Here is a 21,531-nt window from a genome sequence, read left to right as displayed (position 1 = left end):
CGGCAACCACCGAGAAACCGCGTCCGGATTCACCGGCCCGGGCAGCCTCAATGGCGGCATTGAGTGCCAGCAGATTGGTTTGTTCGGAGATCGCCTGGATCACCTTGAGTATCTGGCCAATGCTCGACGTGTGACTGTTGAGCTGCTCGATCCGCGCGCTGGAGGAGAGGATCTTGGCCGACAGCTCAGTCATCGCCTGGATCGAGCGCTCGACCACCCGCCGTGCCTCATCCGCCGTGTCCCGTGCATCGGAAGCCCCCTGCGAGGCATCCGCGGCATTCACGGCAATCTCCTGGGCGGCCGCCCCCAATTGATTGATCGCCGCCGCAACACTGCTGGTGCGATGGGACTGGTTGTCCGAATTGCTCATCGAGGCGTTTGAGGCGTTGACCACCCGGCTGGCCACCTGGCTCAAGCGCGCGGTGGTCGACGCCACTTCGCGGATCGAGCTATGAATACGCTCGACAAAACGATTGAAGGCCCCCGCCAGGTTGCCGAATTCGTCTCGCGATTGGATCGCCAAGCGCTGCGTCAGGTCGCCATCGCCCTGGGCGATGTCCTCCAGTGCCCGGGTCATATGGTGCAAAGGCTTCATCAGCAGTCGGATCAACAGGCTGAGCAGGACAAAGGTGATGGCCAGCAATACGACCGTCGCGATCACCACCGAGAGACGAAACTGGGTCAGCGCCGCATAGGCCTTGTGCTTGTCGACCGCCAGGCCCACGTACCATTTCACCGAAGGCAGGCCCTGTACCGGCATGAACGTCAGCAACTGCGTACTCCCCGCCTGTTGCACCTCGCTCAGCTCGGCGCCGATCCGCGCCGGCTCCATGGCGTAGATATCACGCAGGTTCTTGGTGACCAGGGTTTTATCGGGGTGCACCAGGATATTGCCGTCGGCACTGACCAGGAAGGCATAACCGATGCCACCAAAGTCCTGGGCGTTGATCATCCGGGCCATTTTATCCAGGCTGATATTGACCCCGAGCACGCCCAGCACCTGGTCGCCGGACTTCACCGGCGCCGCCTCGCTCATCACCAGGTAATCGCTGCCCACGCCGATATAGGGTTCGGTGAGGATCGGACCGTTTTTAACCGCGTCCGAGTACCAGGGCCGCTGGCGGGGATCGTAGCCATCGGGCATGACCCGTTCAGGAAAGATATCGAAAGCGCCTTCACGCGTTGCGCTGTAGCTGGCGACGAAGGTCGAGGTGAGCGCAGGCCGCTGGAGCAAGGTGCGGACCTTGTCCCGAGCCGGGTCGAGCGCGACGACCTGGGCCATGGCGTCCACCAACAGCAAGCGGTCACTCAGCCAGGTTTGAATATTCTGGGCCAGGACCTGTCCGGTGGTGTGCAAGTTGTTTTCGATATTGCTGCTGATTTCATTGCGCTGCTGATAATCGCCATAGAGTGCGAAAACCGCAAAGACCACAACGACCACAGCAGAAACAGCGAGCAGAATCTTCTGACTGAACTTCAAGCGAATATTCATGGTTTTGGCTACTGCACAATGGAGGGTTTTTGTTTGACTTTATATCAAGGCAGGACAAAACAATGGGCAGGGCGAAAACCACCCTTAATGGGGAAAGTTTCAGTGTTGGTTAAAACGTTGTCAAACAACAAATACCGTGGGACTGGCATCAAAAAAAGTGATCACCCGATAGCCAGTAACACTTTATTGATGACGCTTTGAAGTTGCACTACTTGCCTCGACAAAAGGCCTCGTCGGACGCTGCCTATACATCGCCCTGCAGCGGTAACGCCACCAAGGCGACCAGCCCGCCCCCCGTTCGGTTGCTCAAAGTCAGCGCCCCGCCCTGCTCCAGAACAATCGCCCGCGCCGCCGACAGCCCCAGCCCGACCCCGCCGGTACTCTTGTTGCGCGAGCTTTCCAGCCGAAAGAACGGCTCGAACACCCGCTCAAGATCACCCGGCGCAATACCCGGCCCGTGATCCTCCACACGAATCCATAGCTGCTCTGCGTCCTGCTCCAGTTCGATAGAAGGCGCGCTGCCGTACTTGATCGCGTTATCCAGCAAGTTACCGAAGACCCGCTTGAGCCCCAACGGTCTCCCGAAATACACCCACCTCGACGGTCCTTGGAAATCAACTTCAATTCCCTGGTCGCGATAATCGTCCACCAGGGTTTGCAACAACTCCGCCAGGTCAAAAGAAGTCGCCTCTTCCAGGCGCGCATCGTCACGGAAAAACTCCAGTGCGGAGTTGATCATTGCCTGCATTTCGTCGACATCACGGAACAGTCGTTGCTGTTGTTCCTCGTCTTCGATGAACTCTCCCCGCAGGCGCATACGGGTCAAGGGCGTGCGCAGGTCATGGGAAATCGCCGCGAGCATCTGCGTACGGTCCTTGATGAAGTGTTGCAACTGAGCCTGCATGGCGTTGAAGGCGAGAATCGCCTGGCGGATTTCATGGGGTCCGACCGGCTCCACGGGCGGTGCGCGGAAGTCGACGCCAAAACGCCGCGCGCCCTGGGCAAATTGCTGCAAGGGCCTGGCCAGACGACGGGTTGCGATCAAGGTGACCACCGCCGTGGAGAGCAGCACCAGCACGATCACAATCACCCCCCGTGGCCCCTCCTCCAACCCCCAACTGCGCGACGCGGCGGAAAACATCAGCCAGGAGCCGTCGTCCAACTGGATCAGCAAGGCATAACGTCCGCCCGGGCCTTCCCAATCGGAGGGCCGATAGGCCTCGATCCTTCGGTTCGGCGCATTAAGGGCTCGACGTATGCCTTCCGATCCCCGGCCCCGGACCTCTTCAACGATTTTTGGCTGGGGGATATCGTGGCGGTCGAGGTACCAGTTCACCTGCATGTTCGGGTCACTGACCACCGCGGCCAAACGGGCACGCTGTCCGGGGTCGGAAGCTTCGATCACACGGCTGATGGAGGCGACCTTTTCCAGCAGGCCGATCTCGATCAGGGAAGGATAGGCCCAGACACCGGCCAGCTTGACGAACAGCGCATTGAACCCCAGCGCCGTCAGCATGGCCATCAGGATGGTCAGGGCGATCCAGCGGGCCACCGTGTCCCTTGGACGATAACGCCCGGCTCCGGGGCGGCTCACTGGCGTGTCACATCAGGGGTAAACAAATAGCCGCCATTGCGCACCGTGCGAATCATCGCCGGGCGCTTGGTGTCGAACTCCAGCTTGCGCCGCAGGCGGCTGACCTGGACATCGATGCTGCGATCGAACGCGTCATGACTATGTCCCCGCGCCAGATCCAGCAGTTGCTCGCGGGTGAGGATGCGCTGGGGATGTTCGACAAACACCAGCAGCAGATCGAACTCCCCGGCCGACAACGGAATCATCACCTGATCCGGCGAACGCAACTCACGTCGGGTCAAGTCCAGTTGCCAGTCGGCGAAACGGATCAGCGGACGCGGCACCTCACCGGTCAAGGGCCGGCTTTCCCCGGCCCGGCGCAAGACCGCGCGGACCCGCGCCAGCAACTCACGGGCGTCGAAGGGTTTGCTCAGGTAGTCGTCGGCGCCCATTTCCAGGCCCACCACCCGGTCGCTCAACTCGCCCATGGCGGTCAGCATGATCACCGGAGTCGCGTACTGCCGGCGCAGGCGCTGGCACAGCATCAGGCCGTTCTCTCCCGGCAGCATCAGGTCGAGAATGATCAGGTCCGGGGCCTGGCGCTCCACTGCGGCCCACAACGCGGCGCCATCGGCGGCGACCTCCACCGTGTAGCCATGCAGCACAAAGAATTTCTTCAGCAGGGCAAGGACCTCGAGGTCGTCGTCCACGATCAACAGACTGCTCACCGGCGGCCATCACTTGAAGTTGGAAAGAGACCATCTAAAACCATTCGCGGCGCTCCGTCATATATTTCAATGCAGTAACAAACCGTCAACAACGCAATAAAGCAGACATCTTTGCGCAAGGCGCGGCTGCCAGCATCAGCCCACTTTCCTCCCCAGAGACCGTTTGCCCATGCCCTCGCTCAAGTGTTCGCCCGCCATGCTCCGTCACGCCGCGCTGTTGCTGACCGTTTCGTACCTGGCCGGCTGCAGCAGCCCGGCCCCGGTGGCGAACGGCAGTTGCGCGCAGGTCGATCATCCGGTGTTCGACCCGGCCCAGCGGGTCAACCGGGGGATTTTCGCCTTCAACAAGGTCGTCGATGACTATGCCCTGGCCCCCGTGGCCCGGGGTTATCAGCACCTGCCGAAGGTCTTCCAACGGGGTGTGCATAACTTCACCACCAACTTTGCCGAACCCAAGGTTTTCGTCAACGACCTGCTGCAGGGCAACTTGAAGCGCTCGGCCACGACCCTGGGGCGTTTCACGGTCAACACCACCCTCGGTGTGGCAGGGTTGATCGATGTCTCGGACCCTATGGGCATCCCCCGCCACACCGCCGACTTCGGCCAGACCTTTGGTGTCTGGGGTATCGCCAACGGGCCCATCGTCGAACTGCCGCTACTGGGCACCGGCAACGCCCGCGACGCCGCCGGACGGTTGCTGGGCCTGGCCTTCAACCCCTTCGGCAACAACAGCGACAGCGTACAAACCCTGGCAACCGTCAGCCTGGTCGGCGGTGTGATCGACCAGCGCGCCGAGCTGCTGCCGCTCACCGACAGCCTGCAAAAACTGCCGGACTACTACAGCGCCCTGCGTAACGTGGTCGCCGAGCATCGTGCGGCATTCGTGCAGGAGGGCAAGCAAGGCAGCACCCAGCCGGAGAAAGACCGTTGCCAGGGAGCCGCCCAGGATGGTTTCTGAACAACAACCGCTAATCCTCGAGCAGCGGGTGAGCAAACACGCCGACACCGACCTGCACTGCCATGAAGTCAGCCTGCGGCTGTCGGATGACCAACGCCACCTGATCCTCAGCCGCTACAGCGAGCACTACAGCCCGCTGGGCTCGCAATCGGCCGAACGGCATTATCAGGTACCGACGGCCGATGCATTGCGCTGGCTGGTCCAGCGGGCGGAACAAAGCGCCTGAAACAGAGCCCTGCGCGCCAGCCTCGAAGGTGGACCCAACACCTTCAAGGCCCGTCACGATCCTACAGTTTCTTCTCTATTTCCCCCTCGAACCCGCGTAATACTTGAGCCCCGCACCTTCGGGATTTAATATCCACGCCGCTTATGTCGAGCATCAGTACCGGTTGCACGCCTGGCCCGCTCAGGACGACACCGAGAAGAAAAACTAGAGAAGGTGAAGCAATGACGGGTGAAAACCTGACACCGGGTTTGCTCAAGCGCGGCCTGAAAAACCGCCATATCCAGCTGATTTCCCTGGGCGGGGCCATCGGCACCGGGCTGTTTCTGGGCTCGGCCGGCGTCCTCAAGTCCGCAGGCCCGGCGATGATCCTCGGTTATGCGATCTGCGGTTTCGTCGCATTCCTGATCATGCGCCAGCTCGGCGAAATGATCGTCGAAGAACCGGTAGCCGGTTCGTTCAGCCACTTCGCCCATAAATACTGGGGCGGCTACGCGGGTTTCCTCTGCGGCTGGAACTACTGGGTGCTCTACGTACTGGTGGGCATGGCCGAACTCACGGCCGTCGGCAAGTACGTGCAGTTCTGGTGGCCGGATGTGCCGTCCTGGGTCAGCGCGGCGGTGTTCTTCGTGCTGGTCAACCTGATCAACCTGACCAATGTGAAGGTGTTCGGCGAAACCGAATTCTGGTTCGCGATCATCAAGGTCGTGGCAATCATCGGCATGATCGCCCTCGGTTGCTACCTGCTGATCAGCGGCACCGGCGGCCCGCAGGCTTCGGTCAGCAACCTGTGGAGCCACGGCGGGTTCTTCCCCAATGGTTTCAGCGGCCTGCTGATGGCGCTGTGCTTCATCATGTTTTCCTTCGGTGGCCTGGAGTTGGTGGGCATCACCGCCGCCGAGGCCAGCGAACCACGCAAGGTGATCCCCAAGGCGATCAACCAGGTGGTGTTGCGGATTCTGATCTTCTACGTCGGCGCCCTCACCGTGTTGCTGTCGTTGTACCCATGGGACCAGTTGCTGACCACCCTCGGCGCTTCCGGCGATGCCTACAGCGGCAGCCCGTTCGTGCAGATCTTCGCCCTGATCGGCAGTGACACGGCGGCGCAGATCCTCAACGTGGTGGTGCTGACTGCCGCGCTGTCGGTCTACAACAGCGGCGTCTACTGCAACAGCCGCATGCTGTTCGGCCTGGCCGAGCAAGGCGATGCGCCGAAATCGCTGATGAAACTGAACAAGCAAGGCGTGCCGGTACGGGCGATCGGCGTCTCGGCGCTGGTGACCCTGCTCTGCGTGGTGGTCAACTACGTGGCGCCCCATGAAGCGCTGGAGTTGTTGATGGCGCTGGTGGTGGCGGCGTTGATCATCAACTGGATCGTGATCAGCCTGACCCACCTGAAATTCCGCAAGGCCATGGAAAAACAAGGCGTGGTGCCGGGCTTCAAGGCGTTCTGGACGCCGTTCAGCAATTACCTGTGCCTGGCCTTTGTCGCGCTGATCCTGGCGGTGATGCTGATGATTCCGGGGATCAGTGTGTCGGTGTACGTGATGCCGTTTTGGGTGCTGTTCATCTATGGGCTGTACCGCTTGCGGCTGGCCAAGGGCCGGACGCGGGCCGTTAGCTGAAACCTAGCTTCGCACACACGGATAGCGATATCCGAACGGCCGCGGCGGTTTAACCGGGGGAGCGCGTCGCCTGCATCGCGAGCAAGCTTGCTCCTACAGGGGCGATGTCGTTCCCAACGCTGCGGTACGACACCATTCTGTAGGAGCAAGCTTGCTCGCGATGAACGATAACGCGGTCTATCCCTCTGCCCCTCACCCCACTCACGGTAACCGCACACCGCCATCATACGGCGTCTGCAGATCCCGCTCCGGAATCTCCCAGATCAGCAACTTCGGCGGCGTCTGCTTGAACGCCGGGCTGTCGAAGTAGGCTTTCGCCGCCCCGGAAAACTCGCCACCATCCTTGGCGAAATTCCCCACCGGCGCGCCCACGGCAGCCTCCAGGAATCCGACAAAATTCGAGTTGCGCGAGAACGATGTGCCGATCAACGCCGTGTTCGGCAGATTGTCGTCACCAAACAGATCATCAAGGTTGTCCCCCGCCGCCGCATCAGCGCGCTCCTTGAACTGCGTCGCCGCCACGCGCTCAGCCTTGGGCTGCGCCGCCAACGGCAGCCAGTCGATCCCCGCCAGCCGCACCAGGTCACCCGGACGCAGCGCACTGGCTTGCGCACTCAGCTCGTAGTTCTTGTGCGGCGTCACCACGAACTTCAAGGCAGCGACCGCCCCGGCAATCCGCCCCGCCGCCGCCTTGGCCCCGGCCTCGCTCCAGTGGGTATCGGTGCGCAGGTAAGCGCCCTCGCCCAGCGGCTGCAAGCTCGGAGTCAGATCTACCGCTGCCACGCCCGCTCCTTGCAGCGCGCTCAGCCAGGTGGCAATCCGTGCTTGAAACGCCGCCGGCCGCCTGAGCGAGCACAACTGCGCCGCGACGATTCGGCTCTTGTCCGGCACCACCGCCACCAGCAACGCAATACCGCGCTTGTTCAACGCCTGGCGCAAATCCAGCACCGCCTGCGCCTTGGCCTCGGCATTGGCCGCCGCATTACGGTTCCAACGCAGTTCGTCACTCAGGAACAACCAGTCCGGGCAACCTTCGCGCACCCGTGGCCCGAGGTCGCCGACGGTCAGCCAACTGCCGCCGCGTTCGAGGTCGGCGGCCTCCTTGGGCAGCGGTGCATCTGACAAGGTCTTGGCGAAACGGTGGGTGATCTCGCCATGCAGGAGCATGTCCGGCGTGACCACCTTGGGCACGAACTCGATCGTACCCTTGATCATCAGCCAGACGCAGGACAACGCCCCCAGCGCCAGGAACAGAGTGAATACCACGCCCGCCAGGGGACTGGCGCGCATCGCCAGCGCACTGGGCGGCGTGGGGGCAACGGACGGGGATTGCGTTGGCTGGTTCATCAGAATTGAAAGTACAGAAAGGGCACGGCTTCACGGCTGGCGATCAGAGCGAACGACAGCATGAACCCGAGCACGGGCCAAAGGGCCGCAGCCAACACGAACAATTCGTTGCCTGCGAAGCGTCTTTCCACACGGGGCTGCAACAGCGGCGCGAGGATGCACGCCAGCCCGAGCAACGCCGCCAAGCCGTGCACCGGACGCAAGGTCACGGCCAGGGCATCGCCCAGGGCAAAACCGTGCTGACCGAACTGGCCGCCATACATGCTCAGGGCCGTGGCGAAGTCCGGCGAACGGAACAAGGTCCAGGCCAGGCACACGAACAACAGCGTGGCCACGTGGCAGGCCCAGAGCGGCAGGCCCGGCAGGCTGGAACGCGACCAGGCCCGGTCGACGCACAACGCCACGCCATGGGCCGAGCCCCAGATCAGGTAGTTCCAGCTGTCGCCGCCATGCCAGAGTCCGGCAATGGCCATGGTCAGGAACAGATTGCGATAGGTCTTCCACACGCCTTTGCGATTGCCACCCAGGGCAATGTACAGGTAGTCGCGCAACCAGCTGGACAACGACAGGTGCCAACGCCGCCAGAAGTCCTGGATGCTGTAGGCCAGGTACGGGCGATTGAAGTTTTCCGGAAAGTGAAAGCCCAGCATCAAGCCCAGGCCGATGGCCATGGCACTGTAGCCGGCGAAGTCGAAAAACAGTTGCAGCGAATACGCCAGGCAACCGATCCAGGCGTCGACGAAGGAGGGATTGTCCAGGTGAAAGGCCACGTCCACCAGCGGCGACAAGGTGTCGGCCACCAGCACTTTCATGCACATGCCGATCATGAAGCGGCGGGCGCCCAGGGAGAAATTCATCCAGTTGAAATAGCGCTGGTTCAGCTCCCGGCGGACCCAGTCATAACGAATGATGGGACCGGCAATCGAGTGGCCGAACATGGAAATGTACGTGGCGTAATTGATGAAGCTGCGCTCCACCGGCACCACATGCCGGTGCACATCCACCAGGTAGGAAATCGCCTGCAGGACAATGAACGACAACCCCGCCGGCAAGGCCACCCGCTGCCAGGCCATGGGCATCGCACCGTAGTAGGTGATCAGCTGGTTCCAGGTTCCAGCGAGAATATTCGCGTACTTGTACCAGCAGAGCACGGCGGTGTTGATCACGATCAGCGCGATCAGCAGCCGTATCCGCCCCCGTGAATCCTCCCGCGAGCGGTCCACCAGCAGGCCGCCGACCCAAGCCAGCAGGGTCAGCACCATGTGCAGGAACAGGAACAGCGGGCTCAGCCAGCCATAGAACAGCCAACTGCCGATCAACAGGATGACGTTACGCCAGCCCGGTCGGGCCAGCGCATAGACCAGCAGAAAAGCTGGCAGGAACAGCGTCAGGAATTCAAGCGAGGCGAAAACCATGGCAACGGGCGCTTCCGATTCAGTTGGACAAGCTATCCGTGGCGGTAATCAGGCGCGGCCCCGACGACGATGGCAGTAGTAACAAACTGTAGCGCTTGTTTGCCTCCAGTGCGCCGAGTTCGACCGCCGAACCCACCGGGCTGCCGGCACAGACCAACTGCACCGCCAGCGATGGCCGCGGGTTCAGCTCCTGACGCCGGGGATTGCCCGCAGGCGCCTTCTGGAACAGGTCGACATCACGCCCGGCCAGGTTGATCCGCGCATCGCTGCAACCGGAGTCGGCGTCGAAGAGCGCCAACGAGGCCTTGAGCTGGTTGGGGATATCGAAGGCTTCGCTGACCACCACTTGGCGAATGCCTTGCTTGGCATCCGCCAGGGCGAACACCGTGGCGAAATCGCCGGCGTTCACCTTCACGTCCAGTGGCACGCTTTTGCCGTCGCGGCTCAAGGTGCCCCTGATCGGCTGGCCGCCGGACACCGGGATAAAGCCGCTGACCGCCTGGCCATGTTCCAGCTTCAAGCTGCTGGCCGCCCCTTCCGGGGTCAGCTCCAGGGTGGTGTCGACCGCGTTGACGAAACGCAGGTAGGCCGAATCCTGGGACGGGCCGGTGGGGTACAGGGCAATCGGTGCACTGAACGCACTGGCACTCAGGGCCAGACCGGCCAGAGTGCCAACGGCATTGAAAATCCGTTTCACTGTGCAGCTCCTTTCACGGCCGCGGCGGGCAGTTCGTTCAACGATTTGCCGATGGCCGCCGCCCACAACTTGTAACCGGCGATGGTGAAGTGTTGGCCGTCGGAGGTGGTCCACTCGCCAGGCTTGGAAAACTTGGTCGAGTCGATGTAGGTGCACGGCGCGACCATATTGGCCAGGGTGCCCGCCACCAACTGGGTACGGACCTGGTTCTTGCCGTACTGGTTTTCGTTGGTGTTGCTGCCGTTGGCCTTGCCCCAGGCCGGGCCGACCCACACACATTTGGCGCCGCTGTCGGCGATCTGCTTGGTCAGCGCGGTGACGCTCTGGTAAGCCCAGACCTTGGGAAACGGCGTGGTTTTATAGGAGGCCATGGTGTCGCCCATGATCAGCACCACCAGGTCCGGCTTGTCTTTGGCGATCACGTCCTTGATCGGCTGCGTGTCGAGGGTTCCGCGGCTCATCACCTTGATCTTCTCGCCCGGCTCGCGGATCGCCCCGCAATCGAGTTTCAGCTTGGGCGTGACCCAGTCCGCCGGGTTGGCGCCACAGGCACCGATGGCGTGAACCTGGGCACCTTGCTGGGTGAGGTTGTCGTAGAGCGGGTTCATCAGCGAGTCGGGAAAACTCATGTGGCTTTCGCCAATCACGAGCAAGGTCAAACCAGCCAGTACAGAAGAAGCCATCAATTATTCCTCGTTGCATCAATTCGAATAAGGGGAACCGAAAGGGCTGACCGGCAGGGTCATGGGCCCGGTCATGTTCTCGAAGGTGTAGCGCAGATACAGGCCACCGCTGAACTGCCGGTAGTCGCTGGCGTTGTCCAGGCCCACCGTGCCGCCCAGGAAGAAGCGCGAGCCGAACCGGTATTCACCCGCCGCATTGAGACTGTAGCCAACCCCCGTCTTGTTCTCGCTGCCGTAACCTGTGAGCCCGGCGGCCGTGGCCTGCGGTTGCAAATTGCTGTTACCGGGGAAGACCTGGGCACTGTCCTGACCGATATGCTGGACACCCACCGAACCCTTGACCCGGTAGGTGAAGTTCTCGGTGCGTTGCGACCAACTGATCGGTACGCCCAGGGCGAAGAACGTCTGCGGGCTGAAGTAACCGCCGTGACCCACGGTGAAGAAGTCCTGGTTGTTGGCGTAAGTCAGCGCCGAACCGCTCAGGCCGAGGGTGAGGATGCTGTCGGGGGCATTGCGCAGGTACCAGTAGATACCACTGCCCAGTTCGAAGCGGTTGTTCGACTCGACATTGTTACCTTGCAGCACGTGCGCCGAACCATAGCCGTAGGCACCGACTTGCTGATCGTCATAGCTCAGTTCGCCGCGTACGCCGTTGGCCGTGACACCGCCCCACTTGTCGCCAGTGCGCGGATCACGGGAGCCGGCAAAAGAGGTCACACTGTCGGTGACCGCCCGGCGCGAAACACTCACGCCGTAGCGGTAGTCGGAATTGCCGTCGAACGGCCGATTGAGGCTCACGCCCCCCACCGGCGTGCTGTAGAGAAAGCCCACCGGACTGACGCCCAGATCCGCCTTGAGACCTTGCTCCTTGTCCCGATAGGCCACCGCCACGCCGACCCCGCTGGCGCTCTGCGAACCGACCGGGGTCAGGCCACTGGCACCGAAACGCGCCTGGGCCGGGTCGCTCGGGCTACCGGAAGACAACGACACCGGGGTGATCTGCAGCGCCATGCTGGCACTGTTATCGCCCACCGGCACGCTGACTTCGAACGGGGTTTCGACGTCAGTCAGCTTGCTCAGGCCTTTCTCGCCATTGTTGCTGCGCACGGTCAGGCCCTGGACGGCATAGCCGGTGCGGTCTTCGACGATCTCGTTCAACGCCTGTTGCGCCGGGCTCAACACCGGGCGCGGGTTGCTTTCGCGGGCGTAGATATTACCGAGCGGACCGAGCGCGGTATTCCCACCCGTCCTGCGCTCGAGCGCTGACGGAACGCCATCGCCATCACCCGTACCGATGCCCGAACCGAGGCCAACGACAGAGGCATTGATCGGCGGCGGAACCAGGTCAGACGACGCCAGGGCGGTTGCCTCCCGGCGCTGGCCGGGCAAACCGACAAAAGGGTTGGCCGACTGTGCCGGCGCTTGCGGAGCCGCCGCCACATAGATCTCCTGACGCTGGCTGTCTTCGATCTCGATGGCCTTGCGCAACAGCTTGCCGGCCTCACCGGTCTTGCCCATGCCGCGATAGATCCGTGCCGAAGCGGTCAGGGTCTGCGGTACCCCGGGCTCCAGCTCAAGGGCCTTTTTCACCGATTGCTCGGCCAGGTCGAAGTCACGTCCTTGCAGGGCGATATCGGCCAGGCCCAGCTGCAACTTGGCATTCCCCGGATCGGCCTTGATCAGCGGTGCATAGAGCTCCCGGGCCTTTTGCGTATTGCCGCTGGCGGCATACATGCGCGCCAGCGATGACACCGCTTGGCTGTCGTTGGGCCGCTGCTTGAGGGCCGGCGAGAGCATGTCGAAGGCGGCCACCAGATCGTTCTTCTCGCGCAGCTCATCGGCCTGTTTGATCCGGTAGAGGAACAGCAGGTCTTCGTAGCGTTTGCTCGCGGTCTCACCCATCGGCTTGCCCTGCAAGTCCCGCAGGATATCGCTGGCCTGGGCGTCCTGGTCGGCCTTGAGCAGCACCCCGGCATAGAGCAATTGCAGATCCGGGGTCGACGGCGAATGGTCGAGCACCTGGCGCATCAGGCTCACGGCCTGCTGCGGATTGCCGGCTTCGGCATAGGCGGAGGCCAGCACCGCGACACGCTCGGGTTTCTGCCCGGCCAACGGCTCGCTGCGCGACAACAGCGCCCAGGCTTCCTGGCGCTGGCCACGGCGGGCCACATCTACCGCCAGCTCAGTCTGGATATGCAAACGGATATCCAGCTCCATGTCATTCATGTCGCTGCTGCGCTTGGCTGCCGGAATCCGCGACAAGGTGCGCTGGGCCTTGACCCACTCGCCCAGTTCGGCGGAGAGCAAGGTGCTGGTATAGAGCGCGTCGGGCTGATCGGGTTGCTGCTTGAGCAGTTCATCGATCAGGTCCCGGGCCACCTGGGTCTGGCCATCGCGCAGGTAGACGCGGGCCAGGGCAAAACGCGTCCAGGGATTTTTCGGGTCGTCGGCCAGGGCTTCCTTGTAGGCTTTTTGCGCCCCCGGCAGATCACCACGATGTTCGGCCAGCTTGGCCACCTGGATCGCGCGCAAGGCGCGAATCTTCACGCTGGAGGCCAGGCGTGCCTGGTCCGCCGGAGACAATCCGTCGATCAGGCGCAATGCCTCATCGGACTTGCCGGCCCGCGACAGCACGTTGATCAACCCGGCAAGGGCCTCAGGGTAATTCTTCGCGCGCGCCAACACTTGGCGATAGCCGGCTTCAGCGGCGTCCAGTTGCCCGGCCTGGGCCTGCCAATTGGCCAAGGCCGTGGGGCCGGCCGGTTCGGCGGGGTTCTTGGCGATCGCCTGTTCGATCAGATCGCGGGCCTGGGCCTGGCGACCGCCGCGCTGGGCCTCGCCGGCCTTGTCCAGCAGGATCCAGTAGCGGACGTCGTCGAGGGCCCCGCTCCACTGCGCCCCACCCGGCAGGCGGGAGGCCTGTACCAGGTAGGTTTCGGCTTCAGCCAGACGCTTCTGCTGTTGGCGCACGATCCCCATGCCACCGAGGGCATCGTAGTCGTTGGGGCGTTCCTTGAGACGGGCCTGCAAGGCCTGTTCGGCGCCAGCAATGTCACCGGCATCGAGGGCCTTGAGACCGCGGGCCACCTGCGGGTCACGCTTCCAGGCGGAACCACCGCTGCCTTGGGCGATGCCCTTGTCCATCAACGCGCGGATCTCGGTATCGTCCGGGTGCGCTTGCAGATACTGCTGGAACAACGACACCTGGTCGCGGGAGGGCGGGCCCAACCACTGCAAGGCGAACCGCCAGGTTTCATCGGCGTTGCCGCCGATATCCGGGTTGTGGGACAGGCGCGCCAGGGCCTGAATACCTTCCGGGCGACTGTCGGCGTTGCGCGCCAGGTGCAGGGCCAGGAACAGGTCGAGGATAGCGTCGTCAGGACGTTCCCGACGCAGCCGTTCCAGACCCAGGCGCGCCTCGGGCCAGCCGCCCGTGGCAAAGCCCAGGGTGTTGTAGTACTCGCGGGCGATCAAGCCTTGCGGCTGATGTCCGTCGAGCAACTGCCGGTACACCGCCACCGCCTTGTCACGCTCGTCGGCATCGCTCAGTTCCCGGGCCTTTTCCAGCAGTTGCTGTTTGTCGTCCGGGCTCAGGGCAATATCCTGCTCCAGCTGCAAGGCCAGGCGTGGCAACGGCTTGATCGCCTGCAACCGCGCCAGGTACTGGCGGGCGCCGTCCAGGCGTTTTTGTTGCAGGTCGATCAGACCCAGACCATAGAGCGCGTCGGGTTGCTCCGGGGACAGGTTCAACAACTTGCTCCAGGCTTCGGCGGCCCGGTCCGGATGTTCCTTGGCCTGCCAGTAGTAACCCTGCTGGATCAGCAACGACTGCGGGTTGCCGGTCTCGGCGGCCAGGCCAGGCATGGCCGCCAGCGCGGCACACACCGCCAGGGCTAGGGTTTGCTGGCGCATGGAGTCTCCCAGGACACTTTCAAAGTACCGTCCTTGTTGAACTGATAACGTTTTTCACTCCAGCCCAGCGAGAACAGGCTCAGCATCACGTGGTAGTACTGGTGCTGGCTGTAGGCCGGATCGGCGGGATTGCTGTAGTGCGCGATGGCCGCGTCGACGATGCGCTGCTGCTGGTCGGCCAGCAGCGGCAGGCCCTTGGCCCGCAGGTAAGGCACCAGTGACGCGGAGAAACCGTAAGGACCGACGCCCTCGGTGACCCCGGTGACGACCTGGACCTTTTCCGGTGGCACACCGGTGGAGGCAACGGACTGGGCCATGCCGTCGAGGTTGTCGAGGATCGGCTTGGCCAACGGGTCGGCGGGCGAGGTCAGGCCGGCCCACAGGTAGGTGCGGATGGCATCGTAGCTGCCCTGGGCCGAGGTGAACTTGTCGACCACGAACATGCCCTTGTTGACGTCCGTGCCGCGGTAGCCGACCCAGTCGGGTACGAAGCCGAAGCGATTCATGTTCTTGTCGGCGAGCATCTTCGCGGTGCTTTCGGCGATCTCCTTCCAGGCGCCGGACGGGCTCTCCTGGCTGAAGCGGCGCAACAGCGGGATCGGCGTATAGCTGGCATTGAAACGCCAGAGCTGGTCCGGGTGCTCGTAACCGACCGGCCCCGGCAGCAACATCTTGCCCAGGCCCGGAATGTTGCGCACCAGGGTCTTGTCCAGATTGTTCAGGATCTGCTGGGCATCACTGCGGTACTCGGGCTTGTGCCAAAGGCGGTCGGCCTCCAGCAGCGCATAGGCGATCCAGAGGTCGGCATCGCTGGCGGAATTACGGTCGAGCACACCCCAGGTGCCGGTGGGCGTCGGGCCCCACAACCAGCCGGGCAGGTTCTGCGCGATATTGGCCCCGGCCATGTTGTCGCGGGTCCAGTGCCAGAGCTCCTCGAAGGTCAGCGGATCGTTGCCGACCAGGGCGAAGAACATCCCGTAGGCCTGGCCTTCGGAACTGCTCTGGTTGGGGTCCATGCTCGAGCCGAGCATGCGCCCGTCCTTCTGCACGAAACGCTCGGCATAATCTTTCCACAGCGGCCAGTCCTGCAACGAGCAGGACTCGGCCTGTGCGGCCAACGGCACCAGCAATGCCAGGGACAACCACAGTCGACGGCGGATCATGACAGGCGCTTCTTCGCACGGGCACGCAGGGCGAGGAACAGCAAGCTGGCCACCAGCAACAGGCCCACCACGGTCACCAGCAGCATCCAGTGCATGTTCTGCGACAGCAGCCATTGCACGCGCTTGAACAGGTTCAACTCACCGACGTAATACTGTTCGTCGGCCACCAGCGAAGTGATCTTCGTGCCCTGCACCACTGCCAGGCTGCCCTGGAGGCTGTCCTTGTAGCCGTCGCCGCCGATCATCGCGGCCGTGGCCTCGGCCAGCCCTTCAGGCTTGCCGCTGGCAATCACCACCACGCTGCGACCCGACTTGAGCGGCGACTCGAAACCGGCCAGGTAGGTGCTGCTCAGGGGGCCGCTATAGCTCACGCTCAAGGTCGCTTTGCGCTGGTTGGCCGCCGGGTCCGTGCTGATCCACTGGCGCACGCGCAAGGTCAGGTCGGACAACGAGAAATGATGGTTGTCGCCCGAGACACCGGCCGGCAAACGGTCGCTCCACTGTTTGAGCAACGGCTGGTTGTCACCCGAAGCCAGTACCAGCAGGTCCTTGTCACTGACCGACTGCACATCCGCGGCATCCACCACCTGCACCGCCGTGGCCGGGTAGCCGGTGGAGTTGCCGAAACGACCGAGCACGGTCAGGTAGGCGTTCCACTCCGCCGGCCCGCTGCCGTCGGGCAGGACCACGGCGCTTTGCGAGAGGTCGGCCAGGCGGGTGAACGGGAAGCCGCTGTCGTTGAACACGCCCAGGTTCGGCAAGGCGATGTAGTGGTTGTAGCCGCTCAGGTCGAGGGTCGAATCCGGATCGATCAGCCCGCGCATGTTATCGATGATGATGTCGCGACATTCGCCCTGCTTGACGTAGTCGAACATGAAGCGCAGTTGCAATAGCGATTGCGCACCAGCCGAACCCAGGGGAATGTGCACCGTGGCTTCGCGGGGCAGGCTTTCATCTTTCTGCAACAGGGTCAGCAGGCTTTCAGCACCGCCCAGGCTCTTCATCGACGGCAGGGGCATCGACTTCATGAAGCTGTTGTTCAGGCTCACCAGCAAGGCGGAATTGGTCGACTCCTGCTGCGGGGTGTAGCGGTATTTCAGGTCCAGCAGCACGCCTTCTTCACGCCAGTTGAACATGTCCGGCGGCAGACGCAACGGTATGCTGATGGAGCCCGGGTTATAGCCGGACACGCTGAGCTGCTTGGCATCGAGCAGTTCACCGAGCTTGACCGGCCGATCGGACGGCAGCCAGTTGGGCGCATCGTAAGGCTTGCGCGGGCTCAGCGTATCCAGATGCTCGATCAGCACACTGTTACCTACCAAGGCCTTGCTGCCCAGGGCCACGGCCGAGGCCGCGAGCTTGAGTTCGGCGGCGTCGCGACCGGCGACAATCAGGAGCTTGCCGTGGGGATCGCCGGGATGGGTCACGAGGGTGACCGTCGGGCCTTTCGGCGCCGGGATAGCCAGGCTACCCAGCTGCACGGCGTCCTTGCTCTCGACCAGGACAATGGCATTGCCCTTGTCTGGCAACTGCCCGACTTGACTGCTGAAACTGGCCCCGCGATAAGCCGCCAGGGCACCCAGCCACGACGACAGCGCACCGGCCCCTTCCAGGGCGGCGTGATCCGGCGCCTTGGCAAACACGAACGGCAGCTTCAGTGGGAGCGAGTCGCGACGGTCGAAAAACGGCAGCGGCAGGATCGACAAGTCGTCCTTGAGCGGAATCGGCGAGACATTCAGCTCAAGCTGCGAACTGGTGTTGATCTTGGCCCACAGACTGCTGTTCTGCGGGTCCTCGCACTGCATGGTGTAGTGCCCGATAAATTGCAGGCGCAGGCGGTTGAACTCGGTGATCAGGTGCGCCGGGATATTCACCACCTGCTCTTGCGGCTTGCCGGCGCCATCCTTGGGCAGCGCCAGGCTCGCGGCCACTTCATCGTTGACCAGCACGTTGATCTGCGACAGGTCGGCCAGCAGCGCCGGCGAGTAGCTGTAGTGCAACAGCAATTGCGCGCTGTTGACCACCTCGTCGGCACGGATGTTGAAACTGACACTGTCGGACGCTTCAACGCCCTGCAGGTTCATGGTGTCCAGCCGCCCCAGTTGCTTGAGGGTCAGGCTGTGGCTGTAACTGTCGGCCGACGGCTGTGGTGCGACACTGGCCGGCACCGCTGCTGCCGTCTCCGCCCAGGCGTTATGGACCAGCCCCCCCAGGCACAGTGCGGACGAAGCCAGGAGCATGAGCGGACGACGAATACGGCGCGGGGCGCTGTGGGTCAACAGTGTAGGGGTCATGACTTGTCCATAAGAGGTACGAGCGGTTTCAAAGGAGCATCGTTTCTGGCGGGTGCGTCAGGGCGACCGGCTGCCGCTTGATCGGCCGGCTGTCGACGCATCGGCAGCAACAACGCCCTGACCAGCGTGCCCAGGCCGATCAGGCCGATGGCACTGACCTCACGAAGGGCCGACAGCGGCGTATCGAGCTTGCCGCTGCCCCAACTGGTGGCCCAGGTGTCGGCACGGGAGAAGGTCATGCGTACCAGTTCGCTTTGCTGGCGCAAGCTCAACGGATCGAACAACGCGCCCAGGTACTGGCCCTTGCTGAACACCACCGTGGTGTCGAACTCGCAGGTCACGGAGCTGCGGAACAGCGTCACCCGCACCCGCTCACCGGCCGCGACCGTGGTGCCGGCCGGCAACTTGATGCCGAGCCCGCGCTGGGAGAAGTCCTGGGTCATGCCATACACCGGGGTGCCGTCGGGCAGTTCGACCTTGACCGGCAACTCGGCGCTGACCCGGGGTTCGGCGCGAATCTGCCGCGACTCACTGGCCACCGCCACCGCGGCGCTGGTGATGATCAGGTTGTAGAGGGTCCAGAGGGCATTGATCAGCACCGTGATCGCCGTGTCGGGATCGCCCCAGATCCATTGGTGGATGGCAAACCCCAGGCCGGTGAGGTTCAGCACCAGCAGGACGATATAGGGACGGGCCAGCTTCCAGTCGAAGAACTGCTGGTCGATGATCCCGCCTTTATCGGTGACGTTGAAACCACCGAAACTGGGTTTGACCAGGGCCATCAACACCGGCGGCATGATGTACCAGGCCAGCACCGTCTCATAGACCTCGTTCCAGAACGAATGCCGGAAACGCCCCTGGATACAGGAGTTGGTCAGGTTCGAGTGGAACAGGTGCGGCAGCACGTAGGCGGTGATCATCAGCGCCGAGGCGTGGAAGATCTGTGCACCGAAGATCAGGTAGGCCAGGGGCGCCGTGAGGAACACCAGGCGCGGCAGGCCATAGAAAAAGTGCAGCATGGCGTTGGCGTAGCAAACCCGTTGACCGAGCGAGAGCCCTTTGCCCATCAACGGATTGTCCAGGCGAAAGATCTGCGCCATGCCCCGGGCCCAGCGGATTCGCTGGCTGATATGCCGCGACAGGCTTTCGGTGGCCAGGCCCGCGGCCTGGGGAATGGCCAGGTAGGCGGTGTTGTAGCCGGCGCGGTTGAGCTTGAGGGCGGTGTGGGCGTCCTCGGTGACGGTTTCAATCGCTACGCCGCCGATCTCCTCCAGGGGCTTGCGTCGCAGAATGGCGCAAGAGCCGCAGAAGAACGTGGCGTTCCACAGGTCGTTGCCATCCTGCACCAGGCCGTAGAACAACTCGCCTTCGTTGGGTACGGCGCGGAAGGTCTTGAGGTTCTTCTCGAACGGGTCCGGGGAAAAGAAAAAGTGCGGTGTCTGCAACATCGCCAGCTTGGGGTCCTTGAGGAACCAGCCCATGCCGATCTGCAGGAAGGAACGGGTCGGCACATGGTCGGCGTCGAACATGGCGATGTATTCACCGTCGGTCACCTTGAGGGCGGCATTGAGGTTGCCGGCCTTGGCGTGGGCGTTATCGTCACGGGTGATGTAGTTGACGCCGATGCTCTGGCAAAAACGCCGGAAGTCGTCGCGACGACCATCGTCGAGCACATGCACCCGCAGCTTTTCCTTGGGCCAGTCCATCGCCTGGGCGGCGAAGATGCTCAGCTTCACGATGCTCAAGGATTCGTTGTAGGTGGGGATGAACACATCCACCGTCGGCCACTCGCTCGGGTCGCCGGTCAGCAGCACAGGGCGCCGACGCAGGGGCCAGGCGGTCTGCACATAACCGAAGACCAGCACCACCAGGGCGTATATCTCCGCCAGCACCAGGCCATAGCCGAAGGCGCTATCCAGCCAGCCTTCGAAACCCAGGGTTTCGGTCAGGCGCCAGTATACGTAGCGCAGCGAAGCGACCAGGGAGAGCACGACCAGCAACAGGATCGGCCAACGCCCCGGCATGCGCTTGACCAGCAAGGCCAGGCCGAAGCACAGCGCGGCAAACAGGCATTGGCTGTAAAGGTCCAGCGGTGCGCTGACGATGCTGATCAGCAGCAGCCCGCCAAGCAGCGAAATACCCAGGATCAACACCTTGCGCAACGCTCCCGGCCATTGGCTGAAGCGCTCCAGCCAAGCGTTGAGACGCAGTTCCGAGCGCCCCGGAAGGCGGGGCGTGAGGTTGGGATCGCGGGTCATGACAAAGAGGACTCTTGCGTACCGTACGTGAGCAGTTCGCACAGCGAACCTGTGAGGTCGAGGACGTCCTGACAGCCTCGGGTGCTTGGGGTATGCGCCAGCGGATTACGGTCGTACGCCAAGGCTTCGCTGATGAAATGATCCTGACGGATCACGCCCAACAACTGCTGTCCTGTTCTTTTTTTCAGCACTTCACAAAGGTCGAGGCTGAACTGGCGGGAGGTGTCCAACTGGTTGATCACAACTTTGTATTGCGCGGGGTTTTCCCGTTGCAGGTAGGGCGCGAGCAGACGGTCCAACTGGTTGAGACTGGTGTAGGCGGCCGCATCGGCCAGAGTTACCGCCAGCACCACATCGGCGATTTCCAGCGCCTGGGCCAGATAGACCGTTGCCCCCGGCGGTGTATCGATGATCACCGTATCCTGATCATCGAGGTGCAGGTGGGCCAGATGGCGGGCCAGCCACAGCCGGTCGTCTTCCAGACGCTGTTCCAGGGCCCGGCGCAGCGGTTCGCCGACCACGCCATAGGTCAGGCAACGGCTAGCGGAAAAACCGGTGCGGATCAGTGGCTGCCAATTTTCCTCGGTGCTGGCGGACTGGGCGATACCCGGCCAGTCTTCGCTGCCCCCCAGGTGCAGGCACAAGGCGTTTTGCGGGTCCAGGTCGAGCGCGAGCGTGCGTCCGCCGGAGCGTTTGATTGCACAGGCCAAGGCGGCGGCCAGGGTGCTCTTGCCCACCCCGCCCTTGGCCGAAACCACGACAATCACCTTGGCCTTGAGCCTTGGCGTCGCCGGTTCAGCGCAACTTTCGAAAGACATACCCGCGCGCTGCTGTTCAATCTCCACCAGCAGCCGGCTCAGCGGCGTGGAACCGACGTGTGCCTGGGAAGGCGACGGGATGACGCTCACAGGTTCAATTGGCAAGGGATCGAGGCTGGCCGCCAGTGGTTCAGACACCAGGACTTCGGGCGCTGGCGGCGCCACTTCTTCGGTGTAGTCGTAGCTGGGTTCGATTTCCCGATAGCTCTCGACACTCCCCCCGAATCGATGGAACAGATTCGCAATGTCATCTGAACGGTGCATACGGATATCCCTTGGTACAAATAGGTTCAACTCAAATGTAAAGGGGGACAAGCACACGCCTAGCTGCACATTCCATTGACC

General features: G+C 62.9%; 15 protein-coding genes (1 of these 15 cut by a window edge). 3 read left to right on the top strand and 12 right to left on the bottom strand.

Annotated features, from left to right (window positions below):
• The 3 genes from HX866_RS18680 to HX866_RS18670 form a co-directional block, all read right to left on the bottom strand.
• On the bottom strand, nucleotides 1-1,492 hold the 5' portion of the coding sequence (locus tag HX866_RS18680; protein ID WP_177140216.1) for a methyl-accepting chemotaxis protein. 383 nt of this gene lie to the left of the window's left edge; only the first 1,492 of its 1,875 coding nucleotides appear in the window; the start codon lies at nucleotides 1,490-1,492; its stop codon lies beyond the left edge, outside the window.
• 244 nt (nucleotides 1,493-1,736) lie between these two features.
• Nucleotides 1,737-3,014 carry an ATP-binding protein gene (locus tag HX866_RS18675; RefSeq protein ID WP_177096953.1) on the bottom strand — a complete coding sequence of 426 codons (1,278 nt, stop codon included), beginning with the start codon at nucleotides 3,012-3,014 and terminating at the stop codon, nucleotides 1,737-1,739.
• 68 nt (nucleotides 3,015-3,082) lie between these two features.
• Nucleotides 3,083-3,793 (bottom strand): response regulator, encoded by a 711-nt coding sequence (locus HX866_RS18670; RefSeq protein WP_177096344.1) that lies wholly within the window; start codon nucleotides 3,791-3,793, stop codon nucleotides 3,083-3,085.
• Nucleotides 3,794-3,962: 169 nt separating this feature from the next.
• On the opposite strand from HX866_RS18670, the gene HX866_RS18665 reads away from it, so the two are divergent.
• From HX866_RS18665 to HX866_RS18655, 3 genes are all read left to right on the top strand, one after another.
• Nucleotides 3,963-4,751, top strand: a complete 789-nt coding sequence (locus tag HX866_RS18665) for an MlaA family lipoprotein (RefSeq protein WP_177096342.1) — start codon at nucleotides 3,963-3,965, stop codon at nucleotides 4,749-4,751.
• Nucleotides 4,741-4,977 carry a hypothetical protein gene (locus HX866_RS18660; RefSeq protein WP_177140215.1) on the top strand — a complete coding sequence of 79 codons (237 nt, stop codon included), beginning with the start codon at nucleotides 4,741-4,743 and terminating at the stop codon, nucleotides 4,975-4,977. The genes HX866_RS18665 and HX866_RS18660 overlap by 11 nt, the downstream gene beginning before the upstream one ends.
• A gap of 221 nt (nucleotides 4,978-5,198) precedes the next feature.
• Complete coding sequence (locus HX866_RS18655; RefSeq protein ID WP_177096338.1) at nucleotides 5,199-6,599, top strand: amino acid permease; 1,401 nt, start codon at nucleotides 5,199-5,201, stop codon at nucleotides 6,597-6,599.
• A gap of 201 nt (nucleotides 6,600-6,800) precedes the next feature.
• Here the strand turns inward: HX866_RS18655 and HX866_RS18650 are convergent, their stop codons facing one another.
• From HX866_RS18650 to bcsQ, 9 genes are read right to left on the bottom strand one after another with little or no spacing between them, the layout of a single operon-like run.
• Nucleotides 6,801-7,946 carry an alginate O-acetyltransferase AlgX-related protein gene (locus HX866_RS18650; RefSeq protein WP_177140214.1) on the bottom strand — a complete coding sequence of 382 codons (1,146 nt, stop codon included), beginning with the start codon at nucleotides 7,944-7,946 and terminating at the stop codon, nucleotides 6,801-6,803.
• Entirely contained in the window at nucleotides 7,946-9,361 is a 1,416-nt protein-coding gene (locus HX866_RS18645) for an MBOAT family O-acyltransferase (RefSeq protein WP_177096335.1), read from the bottom strand. The genes HX866_RS18650 and HX866_RS18645 overlap by 1 nt, the downstream gene beginning before the upstream one ends.
• 19 nt (nucleotides 9,362-9,380) lie before the next feature.
• The gene (locus HX866_RS18640) at nucleotides 9,381-10,058 is read right to left on the bottom strand and encodes a cell division protein FtsQ (protein WP_177096333.1); all 678 of its coding nucleotides are present in this window, start codon (nucleotides 10,056-10,058) and stop codon (nucleotides 9,381-9,383) included.
• The gene (locus HX866_RS18635; protein WP_177140213.1) at nucleotides 10,055-10,741 is read right to left on the bottom strand and encodes an SGNH/GDSL hydrolase family protein; all 687 of its coding nucleotides are present in this window, start codon (nucleotides 10,739-10,741) and stop codon (nucleotides 10,055-10,057) included. The genes HX866_RS18640 and HX866_RS18635 overlap by 4 nt, the downstream gene beginning before the upstream one ends.
• 18 nt (nucleotides 10,742-10,759) lie before the next feature.
• A complete protein-coding gene (locus tag HX866_RS18630; RefSeq protein ID WP_177140212.1) occupies nucleotides 10,760-14,653 on the bottom strand; it encodes a cellulose biosynthesis protein BcsC in 3,894 nt (1,297 codons plus the stop codon).
• Complete coding sequence (gene bcsZ, locus HX866_RS18625; RefSeq protein ID WP_177096327.1) at nucleotides 14,635-15,816, bottom strand: cellulose synthase complex periplasmic endoglucanase BcsZ; 1,182 nt, start codon at nucleotides 15,814-15,816, stop codon at nucleotides 14,635-14,637. Before bcsZ ends, HX866_RS18630 begins: the two co-directional genes overlap by 19 nt.
• Nucleotides 15,813-18,110 (bottom strand): cellulose biosynthesis cyclic di-GMP-binding regulatory protein BcsB, encoded by a 2,298-nt coding sequence (bcsB, locus tag HX866_RS18620; protein WP_177140211.1) that lies wholly within the window; start codon nucleotides 18,108-18,110, stop codon nucleotides 15,813-15,815. Before bcsB ends, bcsZ begins: the two co-directional genes overlap by 4 nt.
• A complete protein-coding gene (gene bcsA / locus HX866_RS18615) occupies nucleotides 18,107-20,368 on the bottom strand; it encodes a UDP-forming cellulose synthase catalytic subunit (protein ID WP_177096323.1) in 2,262 nt (753 codons plus the stop codon). The genes bcsB and bcsA overlap by 4 nt, the downstream gene beginning before the upstream one ends.
• Nucleotides 20,365-21,450 (bottom strand): cellulose biosynthesis protein BcsQ, encoded by a 1,086-nt coding sequence (bcsQ, locus tag HX866_RS18610; RefSeq protein ID WP_177140210.1) that lies wholly within the window; start codon nucleotides 21,448-21,450, stop codon nucleotides 20,365-20,367. The genes bcsA and bcsQ overlap by 4 nt, the downstream gene beginning before the upstream one ends.
• Between the last annotated feature and the right edge of the window lie 81 nt (nucleotides 21,451-21,531).

Origin of the sequence: Pseudomonas gingeri (genome assembly GCF_013386165.1) — a bacterium.
In the GTDB taxonomy this organism is placed as follows: domain Bacteria; phylum Pseudomonadota; class Gammaproteobacteria; order Pseudomonadales; family Pseudomonadaceae; genus Aquipseudomonas; species Aquipseudomonas gingeri_C.
The sequence above is the reverse complement of the archived record's forward strand: the minus strand, read 5'-3'. Positions and strand labels throughout refer to the sequence as shown.